This window comes from Citrobacter sp. RHBSTW-01013 (genome assembly GCF_013781985.1).
Lineage (GTDB): Bacteria > Pseudomonadota > Gammaproteobacteria > Enterobacterales > Enterobacteriaceae > Citrobacter > Citrobacter braakii.
In genome coordinates this window covers 4137480-4153787 of sequence record NZ_CP056185.1, presented here as the reverse complement: position 1 = coordinate 4153787, position 16308 = coordinate 4137480, and the positions used below count along the sequence as shown (strand labels likewise).

Here is a 16308-nt window from a genome sequence, read left to right as displayed (position 1 = left end):
AAAGACGGCCAATAAAATTTTACTTTTTCCTTAAACTCAATTCTGGAACTTAGCGCTATAAAACGACTCTGACGTATACAGCAATTTTGCGTTATCTGTTAATCGAGAACGAAACACATGAAAAAAACCACATTAGCAATGAGTGCACTGGCTCTGAGTTTAGGTTTGGCGTTGTCCCCCCTGTCTGCCACAGCGGCTGAGACGTCGTCTTCAGCAATGACCGCCCAACAGATGCCAAGCCTGGCCCCGATGCTCGAAAAAGTGATGCCATCGGTGGTAAGCATTAACGTCGAGGGGAGCACGACGGTAAATACGCCGCGTATGCCGCGTAATTTCCAGCAGTTCTTCGGTGATAATTCACCATTCTGCCAGGACGGTTCACCGTTCCAGAGTTCACCGTTCTGCCAGGGCGGCGCGCCGGGCGCTGACAACGGCGGCGGCCAGCAGCAGAAATTTATGGCGCTGGGTTCCGGCGTAATTATTGATGCTGCGAAAGGGTATGTCGTGACCAACAACCACGTGGTGGATAACGCCACGGTGATTAAGGTTCAGTTGAGCGATGGCCGTAAATTTGATGCGAAGATTGTGGGTAAAGATCCGCGCTCCGATATCGCGCTGATCCAAATTCAGGATCCGAAAAACCTGACGGCGATTAAGCTGGCAGATTCCGACGCGCTGCGTGTGGGTGATTACACTGTAGCAATTGGTAACCCGTTTGGCCTCGGTGAGACCGTGACCTCCGGTATTGTTTCTGCGCTGGGCCGTAGCGGCCTGAACGCGGAAAACTACGAAAACTTTATTCAGACGGATGCCGCGATCAACCGGGGTAACTCCGGTGGCGCACTGGTTAACCTGAACGGTGAGCTGATCGGTATTAACACCGCGATCCTTGCGCCGGACGGCGGTAACATCGGTATCGGCTTTGCAATCCCGAGCAACATGGTGAAAAACCTGACGTCACAGATGGTTGAGTTTGGTCAGGTTAAACGCGGTGAGCTGGGTATTATGGGTACCGAGCTGAGCTCTGAGCTGGCGAAAGCGATGAAAGTTGATGCTCAGCGTGGCGCATTTGTCAGCCAGGTGATGCCGAACTCTTCCGCAGCGAAAGCAGGTATTAAAGCCGGGGATGTGATTACCTCCCTGAACGGTAAACCGATCAGCAGCTTCGCCGCCCTGCGTGCGCAGGTGGGTACGATGCCGGTAGGCAGCAAAATTAACCTTGGCCTGTTGCGTGACGGTAAGCCGGTCACTGTGAATCTGGAACTGCAGCAGAGCAGCCAGACTCAGGTTGATTCCAGCTCTATCTTCAAAGGCATTGAAGGGGCTGATATGAGCAACAAAGGCCAGGACAAAGGGGTCGTGGTCAGCGAGGTGAAAGCGAATTCTCCGGCTGCACGGATTGGCCTGAAGAAAGGGGATGTGATTATCGGTGCGAACCAGCAGCCGGTGAAAAATATCGCCGAACTGCGCAAAATCCTCGACAGCAAACCGGCTGTACTGGCGCTGAACATTCAGCGTGGTGACAGCTCCATCTATCTGTTGATGCAGTAATCTCCCTAAACCCCTTCCTGCACAGGAAGGGGTTTCTTTTTGTGATACTTCCCACAACTCCATACTTCTCCCTCTCGCTTTGTGCAGTTGCACAATGCCGCCGCTTATTATCTTCCCTATGCTTGAGCTCTGCTCACAGGAGGGGTTTATGGCTGGCTGGCATCTTGATACCAAAATGGCGCAGGATATCGTAGCGCGAACCATGCGCATCATTGATACCAATATCAACGTAATGGATGCCCGCGGGCGGATCATTGGCAGCGGCGATCGCGAACGAATTGGTGAATTGCACGAAGGCGCGCTGCTGGTGCTTTCGCAAGGTCGGGTGGTCGATATTGATGATGCGGTAGCCCGGCATTTACATGGAGTGCGTCAGGGGATAAACCTACCGCTGCGTCTGGAAGGCGAAATCGTTGGCGTTATCGGTCTTACCGGCGAGCCGGAACATCTGCGCAAGTATGGCGAACTGGTGTGCATGACCGCCGAAATGATGCTGGAACAGTCGCGTCTGATGCATCTGTTAGCGCAGGATAGCCGTCTGCGTGAAGAGCTGGTGATGAACCTGATTCAGGCTGAAGAGAATACCCCGGCGCTGATGGAATGGGCACAGCGATTGGGCATTGATTTGAACCAGCCGCGCGTGGTGGCGGTAGTGGAGGTCGACAGCGGTCAGCTTGGCGTTGATAGTGCGATGGCGGAGCTACAGCAATTGCAGAACGCGTTGACTACACCCGAACGTAATAATCTGATTGCGATTGTTTCTCTGACCGAGATGGTGGTGCTGAAACCAGCGCTCAATCAGTTTGGCCGCTGGGACGCTGAAGATCATCGCAAGCGCGTTGAGCAACTGATTGCCCGCATGAAAGAGAATGGACAACTGCGTTTTCGCGTGTCGCTGGGCAACTATTTTACCGGGCCCGGCAGCATTGCCCGTTCGTATCGTACGGCGCGCACCACCATGATGGTCGGCAAGCAGCGGATGCCGGAAAGCCGGAGCTATTTCTATCAGGACTTGATGCTGCCGGTGCTGCTGGACAGCCTGCGCGGCGGCTGGCAGGCCAATGAGCTGGCGCGCCCGCTGGTAAGGCTGAAAGCGATGGATAACAACGGTTTGCTGCGTCGAACATTATCGGCATGGTTTCGACATAACGTTCAGCCGCTGGCGACCTCAAAAGCATTGTTTATTCACCGCAATACGCTTGAGTATCGCCTGAACCGTATTTCAGAGCTGACCGGGCTGGATCTGGGGAATTTTGACGATCGACTGCTGCTGTATGTGGCGTTGCAGCTGGATGAGCAGCATTGATTAATTGCCTGATAAGCGTAGCGCTATCAGGCAACAATCGACTTATTTGCGCGTCAGTTTTTCCAGATCGGCTTCAATCTCGCTGATCTTGTTGGTCACGACGCTTTCCAGGTGACGTAAATCATCGAGGATCTTGCGTTTAAGATCGACTTCGCTGCGATCTCGCTGGCAGATCTGATCCAGTTCGTCGATCACGTAGCGCAGGTTGGGACTGATCTCCTGCACTTCTTTGTAACCCTGACCGACGCCATCGGCGACAACCGTTTTACGCTGACGGGGATATTTGAACTTCACGCTCTTGGCAAAAAACTCGCCTTTATCCTTCTGGAAATAGATTTTCAGGATATCGTTGTTGGCTTCTTGCCGCAGGCTGTAACGATCGATCTCTTCAGGATTAGTAATGCCCAGACTTTTCAGATTGTCATACATAGCGGTACCCTTAAGCTCACTATAACCATTGAATAATTAACGAAAAGCCTTGTTTATGCCACTCGCAGATGTAAAAAAAGCGGGCTAAGCCCGCTTTTTCAAATCGCTGTTAGTCGATGGTGCGTAACAGTTCGTTGATTCCCACTTTGCCACGCGTTTTGGCATCGACTTTCTTCACAATCACCGCGCAGTACAGGCTGTATTTGCCATCTTTCGACGGCAGGTTGCCGGAAACGACCACGGAGCCCGCCGGAACGCGGCCGTAATGCACTTCGCCGGTTTCGCGATCGTAAATACGGGTGCTCTGGCCGATATACACACCCATAGAGATGACGGAGCCTTCTTCGACGATCACGCCTTCAACCACTTCAGAGCGCGCGCCGATGAAGCAGTTGTCTTCGATGATGGTCGGGTTAGCCTGCAACGGTTCCAGTACGCCACCAATACCAACGCCACCGGACAGGTGTACATTCTTACCGATTTGCGCACAGGAACCCACTGTCGCCCAGGTATCAACCATCGTACCTTCATCAACATAAGCGCCGATGTTCACGTAAGACGGCATCAGCACGGTGTTACGGGCGATAAACGCGCCCTGACGCACTGCCGCAGGCGGAACCACGCGGAAACCTTCTTTCTGGAAGCGCGCTTCGTCGTAGTTGGCGAATTTCATCGGCACTTTATCGAAGTAACGGCTTTCCGCACCCTCGATAACCTGATTATCGTTAATACGGAAAGAGAGCAGGACCGCCTTTTTCAGCCACTGATGCGTGACCCACTGACCCTCAATCTTTTCTGCGACGCGCAGTGCACCGGAATCCAGTAAAGAAATAACCTGATTCACCGCTTCGCGGGTTACGGTATCTACATTTGCCGGAGTAATGTCGGCACGGCGCTCGAAAGCGGACTCAATAACGTTCTGTAACTGCTGCATTGTTAAACTCTTTCCATAATAAATAAAAACATTACCCTTTATCGTTTGGATTGAGGGCCTCTGTCAACCGTTGATGCACTTCCTGCTGCAGCTCATTATTAAGGGCGCGCCGGTCGGCGGTGGCGATTATGAATAAATCTTCTACTCGCTCGCCAATAGTTGTAATTCGGGCGCCATGCAGCGAAATTCCCAGATCGGCAAAAATCTGCCCGACCCGCGCCAGCAGTCCTGGCTGGTCGAGAGCGATAAGCTCAAGAAATGATTTTCGGTCGGTATGGGTCGGCAGAAAAGTGACCTCGGTATCGACGGTAAAGTGACGTAATTTTGCCGGCTGGCGACGCGGTTGCGGCGGCTGCCAGCTACGCTGGGTGATCGCCTGTTCCAGCCCAAAACGGATCGCTTCGTGTCGGTCTGACGACAGCGGGCTACCGTCTGGTTCCAGCACAATGAACGTATCCATCGCCATCCCATCGCGGGTGGTGAAAATCTGCGCATCGTGGACGCTAAGGTTGCGCCTGTCCAGTTCGGCACAGACGGCAGCAAACAGGTAAGGGCGGTCAGGGCTCCAGATGAAAATTTCCGTCCCGCCTCGCGTGGCCTGCGGGCTGAGCAGGATCAGCGGCTTGCTGAGATCGTGTTGCAGCAGATGACGCGCATGCCAGGCCAACTGATTTGGGCTGTGACGAACGAAATAGTTGGCGCGACAGCGCGACCAGATATGGTGTAGCGCTTCTTCATCAATGTTGTCCATGCGCAGTAGCGCCAGCGCCTGAAGCTGATGATGGCGTACGCGCTCACGCATATCCGGCGTGTTTTGCATCCCGCGCCGTAACTGTTTTTCCGTCGCGAAGTACAGCTCGCGCAGCAAGCTTTGCTTCCAGCTATTCCACAGCGTTTCGTTGGTGGCGCAAATATCTGCGACGGTCAGGCACACCAAAAAGCGCAGACGATGTTCCGTTTGCACCTCTTCGGCGAATTGCTTAATGACTTCGGGATCCTGAATATCGCGGCGTTGAGCGGTAACCGACATCAGCAAATGCTGGCGCACCAGCCACACGATCAGTTGCGTTTCGCGGGAGTTCAGACCGTGCAGTTCGGCGAATTTGAGCACATCCTGGGCGCCGAGAACCGAGTGATCGCCGCCGCGACCTTTGGCGATATCGTGGAACAGCGCGGCAATCAGAATCAGCTCCGGCTGTCGCAGACGCGGCCACAGATCCACGCACAGCGGATGGCGCTGACGGGTCTCTTCGTTAGCAAAACTTTCCAGCTTGAGCATTACGCGAATAGTGTGTTCATCCACCGTATAGGCATGAAACAGGTCAAACTGCATTTGGCCGACAATATGCGACCATTGCGGCATATAGGCCCACAACACGCTGTGGCGATGCATAGGCAGCAGGCCGCGACTTACCGCGCCCGGATGGCGCAACATACTGAGAAACAGCGAACGCGCCTCCGGGATGTAGCACAGCGGCTGCGTTAAATGACGGCGGGCATGACGTAAATGGCGCAGCGTAGTGGAGTAAATTCCGCTGATCGCGCTATTACGCACCATGATGTAAAACATCCGCAATATTGCTTCGGGTTTGCGAATAAACAGGTCGTCGTCGCGCAGATCAATCAACGTGCCGCGCAGTTGAAAGTCGTCATCAATCGGACGTGGTTTTTCATCGGCGGGCAGGGCGAGGATCGCCTCGTCGAACAGTTGCAACAGCATGTGGTTCAGTTCGCTAACCCGTCGTGTGACGCGGAAATAGTCTTTCATCATCCGCTCGATAGGCTCGTTGCCTTCACCGCCGTAGTTCAGGCGTTGCGCCACGCTGAGCTGACGATCAAACAGCAGACGGTTGTCGTAACGACTAACGACCAGATGCAGGGCAAAGCGAATGCGCCACAGGATATGCAAACATTCATTCAGCTCGGCACGTTCTGCCTGCGTCAAAAAGCCGAAACCGACCATTTCATCCAGTGAGGTGGCGCCAAAATGGCGGCGGGCCACCCATTGCAGGGTATGAATATCGCGCAGGCCGCCGGGGCTACTTTTGATATCCGGCTCCAGGTTGTAGCTGGTGCCGTGATAGCGCTGGTGGCGCTGATTCTGTTCTTCAACTTTGGCTGCGTAAAACTTATCGGATGGCCAGAAACCTTCGCTAAAAATATGCTTTTGTAGCTCAAGAAACAGCGCCACATCACCAATCAGCAGGCGTGTTTCAATCAGGTTGGTGGCGACGGTTAAATCTGACAATCCTTCCAGCAGACACTCTTCCAGCGTGCGCACGCTGTGCCCAACCTCGAGCCTCACGTCCCATAGCAGCGTTAACAGTTCGCCAACTTTTTCGGCCTGCGCGTCTGGTAGCTTTTTACGACTCAGGATCAGCAGGTCAATATCGGAAAGCGGATGCAGTTCGCCGCGCCCGTAACCGCCAACGGCAACCAGCGCCAGGTCGGCAATTTGACCGAAACCGGCTTCAATCCACAGACGTTGCAGTAACTGGTCAATAAACTCGGTGCGGGCTTCAATCAGCTGTTCTGCGGAAATTCCGCTGTCAAACGCGTCACCTAACCAGTGCTGGAAAGTGTCGATATGCGCTTTAATGCCGGGGCAGTTGAGATCGTTCTGTGGCCAGGTTCCGGGGTTCTGCGGTTGGCCTGGCAGGGTGGGGAGGGCAGTATTTGCGTGTTGTTCAGGAAGAGTATTCATTATGCGCCACCCATTAAAAAAGCCGGATGACGGCGTGAACGCCTTATCCGGCCTACGAAGTAGTACAATTTGTAGGCCTGATAAGATGCGGGTGCATCGCCATCAGGCAAAACATTATTCGTCGTGTGTGATGATCGCCGGGATGGTGTCATCCTTGCGTAATGTCAGAATTTCACAGCCTTTTTCCGTCACCACAATAGTATGCTCGTACTGAGCAGACAAGCTCCGATCTTTAGTTTTCACCGTCCATCCGTCTTTCATGGTGCGGATGCGGTAATCACCGGCATTCAGCATGGGCTCTACGGTGAAGGTCATGCCCGGCTGCAGTACCACACCGCCGTCGTCTGCATCGTAGTGCAGAACCTGCGGCTCTTCATGGAAGCCGCGACCGATGCCGTGACCGCAATATTCACGGACCACAGAGAAGCCTTCGCCTTCCGCGTATTTCTGAATCGCAGCGCCCAGCGTGCGCAGTCGAATACCCGGTTTTACCATCCGCAGCGCCAGATACAGGCTTTCCTGTGTGATGCGGCACAAACGCTCGCCCAGAATGGTTGGTTTGCCGACGATGAACATTTTCGAGGTATCACCGTGGAACTCGTCTTTAATCACGGTTACGTCGATGTTGACGATATCGCCGTCTTTCAGGAGCTTGGCGTCGTCCGGGATCCCATGGCACACCACTTCATTAATAGAGATGCACACGGACTTTGGATAACCGTGATAGCCCAGGCAGGCGGAAATGGCCTGCTGCTCATTCACGATGTAGTCATTACAGATACGATCCAGTTCGCCGGTGCTGACGCCTGGCTTAACAAACGGTTCGATCATTTCCAGTACATCGGCGGCCAGACGGCCAGCGACGCGCATTTTTTCGATTTCTTCAGGGGTCTTGATTGAGATAGCCATGAATTCTGTCCATCAGTGCCGATGATATCGGCAATAATTGTTTAAGTGGTGCCAATGGTATCAGTCCGGCATACATGCTGCCAAATTGAGAATCATTCTGAACTTCGCCTTTCGTGCCACAGGTGTGTTGGCTGTATTTGCTCACTCCAGCCGCTTACTGCATGTAGGCTCCCGGAGATGCAAAAATTGGCTGCCTCCCTGTAACACGAAATTCATCGTTCATTCAGCACGCACCGCCAACAATTATTGGTGTCGGTAGCGTATTTGTGGTATAAAGCGCGCCGGACTTCCGATCCATTTGAAGACTACACACGATGGACGGGAGCGACAAATCTCACTTTGTGTAACAACACACACGTATCGGCACATATTCCGGGGTGCCCTTTGGGGTCGGTAATATGGGATGCGTGGAGGCTTAACCCCAACTTTTATATATAGAGGTTTTAATCATGGCAACTGTTTCCATGCGCGACATGCTCAAGGCTGGTGTTCACTTCGGTCACCAGACCCGTTACTGGAACCCGAAAATGAAGCCGTTCATCTTCGGTGCGCGTAACAAAGTTCACATCATCAACCTTGAGAAAACTGTACCGATGTTCAACGAAGCTCTGGCTGAACTGAACAAGATCTCTGCTCGTAAAGGTAAAATCCTTTTCGTTGGTACTAAACGCGCTGCAAGCGAAGCGGTGAAAGAAGCTGCTAACAACTGCGACCAGTTCTTCGTGAACCATCGCTGGTTGGGCGGCATGCTGACTAACTGGAAAACCGTTCGTCAGTCCATCAAACGTCTGAAAGATCTGGAAACTCAGTCTCAGGACGGTACTTTCGAAAAGCTGACCAAGAAAGAAGCGCTGATGCGTACTCGTGAGCTTGAGAAACTGGAAAACAGCCTGGGCGGTATCAAAGACATGGGCGGTCTGCCGGACGCTCTGTTCGTAATCGATGCTGACCACGAGCACATTGCTATCAAAGAAGCAAACAACCTGGGTATCCCAGTATTTGCTATCGTTGATACCAACTCTGATCCGGACGGTGTTGACTTCGTTATCCCGGGTAACGACGACGCAATCCGTGCTGTGACCCTGTACCTGGGCGCTGTAGCTACTACCGTTCGTGAAGGCCGTTCTCAGGATCTGGCTTCCCAGGCGGAAGAAAGCTTCGTAGAAGCTGAATAATAAGGCACGCTCGTTCGAGCCCCCTTATAAACCAGGTAGTATCACGTTTGGTTAGGGGCCCTTTAGGCCCCTTTTTCACTTTTAAATCTGTGCGGTTTCATGCCGGGCAGATCAAATCTTCCGAGGATTTTAGAATGGCTGAAATTACCGCATCCCTGGTAAAAGAGCTGCGTGAGCGTACTGGCGCAGGCATGATGGATTGCAAAAAAGCACTGACTGAAGCTAATGGCGACATCGAGCTGGCAATCGAAAACATGCGTAAGTCCGGCGCAATCAAAGCGGCGAAAAAAGCAGGCAACGTTGCTGCTGACGGCGTAATCAAAACCAAAATCGACGGCAACATCGCTTTCATTCTGGAAGTTAACTGCCAGACTGACTTCGTTGCTAAAGATGCTGGTTTCCAGGCATTTGCTGACAAAGTACTGGACGCTGCCGTTGCTGGCAAAATCACTGACGTTGAAGTTCTGAAAGCGCAGTTCGAAGAAGAACGCGTTGCTCTGGTTGCTAAAATCGGTGAGAACATCAACATCCGTCGCGTTGCTTCCCTGGAAGGCGAAGTTCTGGGTAACTACCAGCACGGTGCTCGTATCGGTGTTCTGGTTGCTGCAACTGGCGCTGACGAAGAGCTGGTTAAACAGCTGGCAATGCACGTTGCTGCAAGCAAACCAGAATTCGTTAAGCCGGAAGACGTTTCTGCTGAAGTGGTAGAGAAAGAATACCAGGTTCAGCTGGACATCGCGATGCAGTCTGGTAAGCCGAAAGAAATCGCAGAGAAAATGGTTGAAGGCCGCATGAAGAAATTCACCGGCGAAGTTTCTCTGACTGGTCAGCCTTTCGTTATGGATCCGAGCAAATCTGTTGGTCAGCTGCTGAAAGAGCACAACGCTGATGTAACAGGCTTCATCCGCTTTGAAGTGGGTGAAGGTATCGAGAAAGTTGAGACTGACTTTGCAGCAGAAGTTGCTGCGATGTCCAAGCAGTCTTAATTTTTAAAGGAGCCGCCTGAGGGCGGCTTCTTTTTGTGTCTGGCTTGTAAATTCAGCGAACCGCTATAGTGGTCATGCTGAAAAGCGACATACAATGTCGCCGGAATTAATTCATCTCATTCGTTGACAGTCTCAGGAAAGAAACATGGCTACCAATGCAAAACCCGTCTACAAACGTATTCTGCTTAAGTTAAGTGGCGAAGCTCTGCAAGGTTCAGAAGGCTTCGGTATTGATGCAAGCATCCTTGACCGTATGGCTCAGGAAATCAAAGAGCTGGTTGAGCTGGGTATCCAGGTTGGCGTAGTGATTGGTGGTGGTAACCTGTTCCGTGGCGCTGGTCTGGCGAAAGCAGGGATGAACCGCGTTGTGGGCGACCACATGGGCATGTTAGCCACCGTCATGAACGGTCTGGCGATGCGCGATGCGCTTCACCGCGCCTATGTGAACGCTCGCTTGATGTCCGCAATTCCTCTGAATGGCGTGTGTGATAACTACAGTTGGGCGGAAGCAATCAGCCTGCTGCGTAACAACCGCGTTGTTATTTTGTCTGCGGGTACTGGCAATCCGTTCTTCACTACCGACTCTGCGGCTTGCCTGCGTGGTATTGAAATTGAAGCGGATGTGGTACTGAAAGCCACCAAAGTCGATGGCGTATTTACGGCTGACCCGGCTAAAGATCCAACGGCGACTATGTACGAACAGTTGACCTATGCTGAAGTACTGGATAAAGAGCTGAAAGTGATGGATCTTGCGGCGTTTACGCTGGCTCGTGACCACAAATTACCGATTCGTGTCTTTAACATGAACAAACCGGGTGCGCTGCGCCGTGTTGTTATGGGTGAAAAAGAAGGCACGTTAATCACGGAATAATTCCCGTTGCGGCTAAATGCAGGTAATATTCCGCTTTAATGTCGCGGGATACGTCCCTCAAAATTAATCAAGACTATACTTGTCACATCTTGAGTGGTGGGTATGGTCTGACTGAAACAAGCTTTCAAGGATTCGTAACGTGATCAACGATATCAGAAAAGATGCTGAAGTACGCATGGACAAATGCGTCGAAGCGTTCAAAAACCAAATCAGCAAAATTCGCACGGGCCGTGCTTCTCCTAGCCTGCTGGATGGTATTGTCGTGGAATATTACGGCACACCGACCCCGCTGCGCCAGCTGGCAAGCGTAACGGTTGAAGATTCCCGTACCCTGAAAATCAACGTGTTTGACCGTTCTATGGGGCCAGCCGTTGAGAAAGCAATTATGGCTTCCGACCTCGGTCTGAATCCAAGTTCTGCGGGTTCCGACATCCGCGTTCCGCTGCCGCCGCTGACTGAAGAACGTCGTAAAGATCTGACCAAGATCGTGCGTGGCGAAGCTGAAGGCGCGCGCGTTGCCGTACGTAACGTACGCCGTGATGCCAACGACAAAGTGAAAGCGTTGTTGAAAGAAAAAGAGATCAGCGAAGATGACGATCGCCGTTCTCAGGACGACGTACAGAAACTGACTGACGCAGCTATCAAGAAAGTTGATGCGGCGCTGGCAGAGAAAGAAACGGAACTGATGCAGTTCTGATTCGCCTGTACGCTAAAAACGCCGCTTAGAAGGCCTGAGAAGGCTGGATGGCGGCGTTTTGCTTTTTTCTGTCTATATACTCTAAATAATTCGAGTTGCAGGAAGGCGGCGACGCAGGGCATCCCCGGGAGCGTACACCCGTGCGTGACAGGGGTGAACGAGGAGAGCCAACGTACATGCAACTTGAAGTATGACGAGTAAAATTCTTCTGGATGTCTGATGAAGCAATTAACCATCCTGGGATCAACCGGTTCCATTGGTTGCAGTACGCTGGATGTAGTACGCCATAACCCGGAAAAATTTCGCGTTGCTGCGTTGGTGGCGGGTAAAAATGTCGTCCGTATGGTTGAGCAATGTCTGGAATTTTCTCCTCGCTATGCGGTAATGGACGATGAAAAAAGCGCTGCGTTGGTAAAAGCAGCTCTGCTGGAGCAGGGCAGTCGTACTGAGGTTATGAGCGGGCAGCAGGCTGCCTGTGATATGGCTGCGCTGGATGATGTTGATCAGGTTATGGCGGCGATTGTCGGCGCGGCGGGCTTGCTACCGACGCTGGCGGCAATCCGCGCGGGCAAAAGCATTTTGCTGGCGAATAAAGAGTCACTGGTGACCTGCGGGCGTCTGTTTATGGACGACGTGCAACGCCACAAAGCACAGCTTTTGCCGGTAGATAGCGAACATAACGCGATTTTTCAGAGTTTACCGCAACCTATCCAACACAATCTGGGATACGCTGACCTTGAGCAAAATGGCGTCATTTCAGTTTTGCTTACCGGGTCTGGTGGCCCTTTCCGTGAAACGCCATTGCGCGATCTGGTTTCTATGACCCCCGATCAGGCATGTCGTCATCCGAATTGGTCGATGGGACGAAAAATCTCTGTCGATTCAGCCACCATGATGAATAAAGGTCTGGAATACATTGAAGCGCGTTGGTTATTTAATGCCAATGCGAGCCAGATGGAAGTGCTGATTCACCCGCAGTCGGTTATTCATTCGATGGTGCGTTATCAGGATGGTAGCGTTCTGGCGCAGTTGGGGGAACCTGATATGCGTACACCTATTGCTCATACGATGGCATGGCCAGAACGAGTGACGTCCGGCGTTAAGCCTGTCGACTTTTGCAAGCTCAGTGCGTTGACGTTTTCCGCACCTGATTACCAGCGTTATCCATGCCTGAAACTGGCGATGGACGCGTTTGAGCAAGGGCAGGCGGCGACGACCGCTTTGAACGCAGCGAATGAAATTACCGTTGCCGCATTCCTGGCGCAGCAGATCCGATTTACCGATATTGCTGACCTGAATTTATCCGTACTGGATAAGATGGATTTGCAGGAACCACAGAGCGTTGATGACGTGCTGAAGGTTGATGCTATCGCGCGGGAAGTCGCCAGAAAAGAAGTGATGCGACGCTCAAGCTGATGATAATCCCTCCACGGAGAATCGCGCTATTTGTTAGCGTTGGGCTTCAGTGATATAGTCTGCGCCACTCGATCGCGGGTATTTGTTTTTTTTCGGTCGGGTAAGCCGTGGTTTGACACGGCTTTTTTGTGGATGCACAAAATCATTCAGGTTGCATCAAGGTGGCAAGTGGATGAGTCCCCTGGAGCATACAAAGAGTATGTGACTGGGGCGAAGATCACAGCCAACGAAGGAGCAGCCTGAAGGATGAAGCGCAAAAGGCTTCAGTATTCCTGAGTACCGTATAATCCTTTCAGGGACTAAAAACGCGTTATGTTGTCTGCAACTAAACCATTAAGCGAAAATTTGCCAGCACATGGTTGTCGCCATGTAGCAATTATCATGGATGGCAATGGCCGCTGGGCGAAAAAGCAAGGGAAGATTCGCGCCTTTGGACATAAGGCCGGAGCAAAGTCCGTCCGCCGGGCTGTCTCTTTTGCTGCCAATAACGGTATTGATGCGTTAACGCTGTATGCCTTTAGCAGTGAGAACTGGAACCGACCCGCGCAGGAAGTGAGCGCGTTAATGGAGCTGTTTGTGTGGGCGCTTGATAGCGAAGTGAAAAACCTGCACCGCCATAACGTACGTCTGCGTATTATCGGGGATATCAGTCGATTTAACTCACGTTTGCAAGAACGGATTCGCAAATCAGAAGCGATTACCGCCCAGAATACCGGGTTGACGCTAAATATTGCAGCGAATTACGGTGGACGGTGGGATATAGTCCAGGGAGTCAGACAACTGGCACAACAGGTGCAGGATGGTCTGCTGCGTCCAGAGCAAATCGATGAAGAGATGCTGGGGCAGCAAATTTGTATGCATGAACTGGCTCCTGTGGATTTAGTGATAAGGACTGGGGGAGAGCATCGAATTAGTAATTTTCTGTTGTGGCAAATTGCCTATGCCGAACTTTACTTTACGGATGTTCTCTGGCCCGATTTCGATGAACAAGACTTTGAAGGTGCGCTGCATGCCTTTGCTAATCGTGAGCGTCGTTTCGGCGGCACCGAGCCCGGTGATGAAAAAGCCTGATGGGGGTCGCTTTTGCTGAAGTATCGCCTGATTTCTGCTTTTGTTTTAATACCCGTTGTCATCGCGGCGCTGTTTTTGCTGCCGCCGGTGGGGTTCGCCATTGTTACGCTGGCCGTCTGTATGCTGGCCGCCTGGGAATGGGGACAGTTAAGCGGTTTTACCACGCGTACGCAGCGAGTCTGGCTGGCTGTTTTGTGCGGGCTATTGCTGGCACTGATGCTATTTTTGTTGCCGGAATACCATCGCAATATTCATCAGCCGCTGGTTGAAGTATCGCTGTGGGCGTCGCTGGGCTGGTGGGTCGTGGCGCTGTTACTGGTGCTGTTTTATCCCGGCTCTGCGTCGGTCTGGCGTAATTCCAAAACATTACGCATAATTTTCGGCGTGTTAACCATAGTCCCTTTCTTTTGGGGAATGCTGGCGCTGCGTGCATGGCACTATGATGAGAATCATTATAGTGGCGCGTTATGGCTGCTGTATGTCATGATCCTCGTCTGGGGAGCGGACTCGGGTGCCTATATGTTTGGTAAGTTGTTTGGCAAACACAAGCTGGCGCCGAAGGTTTCTCCTGGTAAAACCTGGCAGGGTTTTATTGGCGGACTCGCCACTGCGGCCGTGATCTCATGGGGTTATGGCATGTGGGCGAATCTTGAGGTTGCGCCTGTCACCTTGCTTATTTGCTCTATCGTTGCAGCCCTGGCCTCCGTGCTGGGTGACCTGACCGAGAGTATGTTTAAGCGTGAAGCAGGTATTAAGGACAGTGGTCACTTAATACCAGGACACGGCGGTATTTTGGATCGTATTGATAGCCTGACGGCTGCGGTACCGGTCTTTGCCTGCCTGTTGTTACTGGTATTCAGGACGCTCTAACGGATGGTCTTATGCTGAGTATTCTCTGGAATCTGGCTGCATTCATCGTTGCACTTGGTGTGCTTATCACCGTGCATGAATTTGGTCATTTCTGGGTTGCACGGCGCTGCGGAGTCCGCGTCGAACGCTTTTCCATTGGCTTTGGAAAAGCGCTTTGGCGGCGTACCGATAAATCAGGTACGGAATACGTCATCGCCCTGATTCCCCTCGGCGGTTACGTCAAAATGCTGGATGAGCGCGCTGAACCGGTCGCACCGGAGCTGCGCCATTACGCTTTCAACAATAAAACGGTTGGACAACGCGCAGCCATCATCGCCGCAGGTCCGATTGCCAACTTCCTTTTTGCTATTTTCGCGTATTGGCTGGTGTTTATCATCGGTGTCCCTGGAGTTCGTCCGGTTGTTGGTGAAATAACACCCAACTCGATTGCCGCACAGGCGCAAATTCAGCCGGGTACGGAACTAAAAGCGGTTGATGGTATCGAAACCCCTGATTGGGATGCCGTGCGATTACAACTGGTATCCAAAATTGGCGATGAACATACGACTCTCAGCGTGGCGCAGTTTGGCAGCAACCAGCGGCAGGACAAAACGCTGGATTTACGCCATTGGGCATTTGAGCCAGACAAAGAGGATCCTGTTTCCAGTTTAGGGATTCGCCCACGCGGTCCGCAGATTGAATCGGTGCTGTCAGAAGTGCAGGTAAACTCCGCTGCAAGTAAGGCGGGTTTGCAAGCTGGCGACAGGATCGTTAAAGTCAATGGTCAGCCGCTGACGCAATGGATGACGTTCGTGACGCTGGTGCGCGATAATCCGGATAAGCCGTTAGCGCTAGATATTGAAAGACAAGGAAGTTCCTTGTCTTTAACGTTAACCCCAGATTCAAAACAGGTTAACGGGAAGGCTGAGGGTTTTGCGGGCGTGGTGCCTAAAGTTATTCCTCTGCCTGATGAGTATAAGACTGTACGCCAGTATGGGCCATTCAGCGCCATCCTCGTAGCCTCGGATAAAACGTGGCAGTTGATGAAGCTGACGGTCAGTATGCTGGGAAAATTGATTACCGGTGATGTAAAACTGAACAACCTCAGTGGGCCGATTTCTATCGCCCAGGGGGCTGGGATGTCAGCGGAATTCGGGGTTATTTATTACCTGATGTTCCTTGCGCTTATCAGCGTGAACTTAGGGATAATCAACCTGTTTCCGTTGCCCGTTCTTGACGGGGGGCATCTGCTGTTCCTGGCGATTGAAAAGCTGAAGGGCGGTCCGGTATCCGAGCGGGTTCAAGACTTTAGTTATCGCATTGGCTCTATCTTGCTGGTGTTGTTAATGGGGCTTGCACTTTTCAATGATTTCTCTCGGTTGTAAGAGAGTGTTAGGAAGAACGCATAAT

At 52.2% G+C, this 16308-nt stretch carries 14 protein-coding genes; 10 read left to right on the top strand and 4 right to left on the bottom strand.

Annotated elements, in window-relative coordinates; all coding sequences use genetic code 11:
• The first annotated feature begins 117 nt into the window (after positions 1-117).
• Positions 118-1551 carry a serine endoprotease DegP gene (degP, locus tag HV350_RS20020; RefSeq protein WP_016151754.1) on the top strand — a complete coding sequence of 478 codons (1434 nt, stop codon included), beginning with the start codon at positions 118-120 and terminating at the stop codon, positions 1549-1551.
• 148 nt (positions 1552-1699) lie between these two features.
• Positions 1700-2857 carry a DNA-binding transcriptional regulator CdaR gene (gene cdaR / locus HV350_RS20015; RefSeq protein ID WP_016151755.1) on the top strand — a complete coding sequence of 386 codons (1158 nt, stop codon included), beginning with the start codon at positions 1700-1702 and terminating at the stop codon, positions 2855-2857.
• 42 nt (positions 2858-2899) lie between these two features.
• Here cdaR and HV350_RS20010 read toward each other — a convergent pair whose 3' ends face one another.
• The 4 genes from HV350_RS20010 to map all read right to left on the bottom strand — a co-directional run bounded on the left by HV350_RS20010 (position 2900) and on the right by map (position 7833).
• Positions 2900-3286, bottom strand: a complete 387-nt coding sequence (locus HV350_RS20010; RefSeq protein ID WP_003018562.1) for a DUF3461 family protein — start codon at positions 3284-3286, stop codon at positions 2900-2902.
• Positions 3287-3395: 109 nt separating this feature from the next.
• Positions 3396-4220: a 2,3,4,5-tetrahydropyridine-2,6-dicarboxylate N-succinyltransferase gene (dapD, locus tag HV350_RS20005; protein ID WP_003829186.1), complete on the bottom strand. Its 825-nt coding sequence runs from the start codon at positions 4218-4220 to the stop codon at positions 3396-3398.
• 31 nt (positions 4221-4251) lie between these two features.
• Entirely contained in the window at positions 4252-6924 is a 2673-nt protein-coding gene (gene glnD, locus HV350_RS20000) for a bifunctional uridylyltransferase/uridylyl-removing protein GlnD (RefSeq protein ID WP_181629201.1), read from the bottom strand.
• 114 nt (positions 6925-7038) lie between these two features.
• Positions 7039-7833 carry a type I methionyl aminopeptidase gene (gene map, locus HV350_RS19995; protein WP_181629199.1) on the bottom strand — a complete coding sequence of 265 codons (795 nt, stop codon included), beginning with the start codon at positions 7831-7833 and terminating at the stop codon, positions 7039-7041.
• Positions 7834-8282: 449 nt separating this feature from the next.
• Between map and rpsB the strand changes: the two genes are divergently transcribed.
• The 8 genes from rpsB (at position 8283) to rseP (ending at position 16283) form a co-directional block, all read left to right on the top strand.
• Positions 8283-9008, top strand: a complete 726-nt coding sequence (rpsB, locus tag HV350_RS19990; protein WP_016151758.1) for a 30S ribosomal protein S2 — start codon at positions 8283-8285, stop codon at positions 9006-9008.
• Positions 9009-9142: 134 nt separating this feature from the next.
• Positions 9143-9994 (top strand): translation elongation factor Ts, encoded by an 852-nt coding sequence (gene tsf, locus HV350_RS19985; protein WP_016151759.1) that lies wholly within the window; start codon positions 9143-9145, stop codon positions 9992-9994.
• Positions 9995-10139: 145 nt separating this feature from the next.
• Entirely contained in the window at positions 10140-10865 is a 726-nt protein-coding gene (pyrH, locus tag HV350_RS19980; protein ID WP_005132114.1) for a UMP kinase, read from the top strand.
• A gap of 139 nt (positions 10866-11004) precedes the next feature.
• Positions 11005-11562, top strand: a complete 558-nt coding sequence (gene frr / locus HV350_RS19975; protein ID WP_016151760.1) for a ribosome recycling factor — start codon at positions 11005-11007, stop codon at positions 11560-11562.
• A gap of 219 nt (positions 11563-11781) precedes the next feature.
• Positions 11782-12978: a 1-deoxy-D-xylulose-5-phosphate reductoisomerase gene (gene ispC / locus HV350_RS19970; RefSeq protein WP_046275346.1), complete on the top strand. Its 1197-nt coding sequence runs from the start codon at positions 11782-11784 to the stop codon at positions 12976-12978.
• A gap of 312 nt (positions 12979-13290) precedes the next feature.
• Complete coding sequence (gene ispU, locus HV350_RS19965; protein ID WP_003018543.1) at positions 13291-14049, top strand: (2E,6E)-farnesyl-diphosphate-specific ditrans,polycis-undecaprenyl-diphosphate synthase; 759 nt, start codon at positions 13291-13293, stop codon at positions 14047-14049.
• 12 nt (positions 14050-14061) lie between these two features.
• Positions 14062-14919, top strand: coding sequence for a phosphatidate cytidylyltransferase (cdsA, locus tag HV350_RS19960; RefSeq protein WP_016151762.1), 858 nt, complete (start codon positions 14062-14064; stop codon positions 14917-14919).
• 11 nt (positions 14920-14930) lie between these two features.
• On the top strand, positions 14931-16283 hold the full coding sequence (gene rseP, locus HV350_RS19955) for a sigma E protease regulator RseP (RefSeq protein ID WP_181629197.1): 1353 nt from the start codon (positions 14931-14933) through the stop codon (positions 16281-16283).
• The last annotated feature ends 25 nt before the right edge of the window (positions 16284-16308 follow it).

Bases quoted from the DNA above. Each gene is read 5' to 3' on its own strand.
- degP (WP_016151754.1), top strand. From the start codon at position 118: ATGAAAAAAACCACATTAGCAATGAGTGCACTGGCTCTGAGTTTAGGT.
- cdaR (WP_016151755.1), top strand. From the start codon at position 1,700: ATGGCTGGCTGGCATCTTGATACCAAAATGGCGCAGGATATCGTAGCG.
- HV350_RS20010 (WP_003018562.1), bottom strand. From the start codon at position 3,286: ATGTATGACAATCTGAAAAGTCTGGGCATTACTAATCCTGAAGAGATC.
- dapD (WP_003829186.1), bottom strand. From the start codon at position 4,220: ATGCAGCAGTTACAGAACGTTATTGAGTCCGCTTTCGAGCGCCGTGCC.
- glnD (WP_181629201.1), bottom strand. From the start codon at position 6,924: ATGAATACTCTTCCTGAACAACACGCAAATACTGCCCTCCCCACCCTG.
- map (WP_181629199.1), bottom strand. From the start codon at position 7,833: ATGGCTATCTCAATCAAGACCCCTGAAGAAATCGAAAAAATGCGCGTC.
- rpsB (WP_016151758.1), top strand. From the start codon at position 8,283: ATGGCAACTGTTTCCATGCGCGACATGCTCAAGGCTGGTGTTCACTTC.
- tsf (WP_016151759.1), top strand. From the start codon at position 9,143: ATGGCTGAAATTACCGCATCCCTGGTAAAAGAGCTGCGTGAGCGTACT.
- pyrH (WP_005132114.1), top strand. From the start codon at position 10,140: ATGGCTACCAATGCAAAACCCGTCTACAAACGTATTCTGCTTAAGTTA.
- ispC (WP_046275346.1), top strand. From the start codon at position 11,782: ATGAAGCAATTAACCATCCTGGGATCAACCGGTTCCATTGGTTGCAGT.
- ispU (WP_003018543.1), top strand. From the start codon at position 13,291: ATGTTGTCTGCAACTAAACCATTAAGCGAAAATTTGCCAGCACATGGT.
- rseP (WP_181629197.1), top strand. From the start codon at position 14,931: ATGCTGAGTATTCTCTGGAATCTGGCTGCATTCATCGTTGCACTTGGT.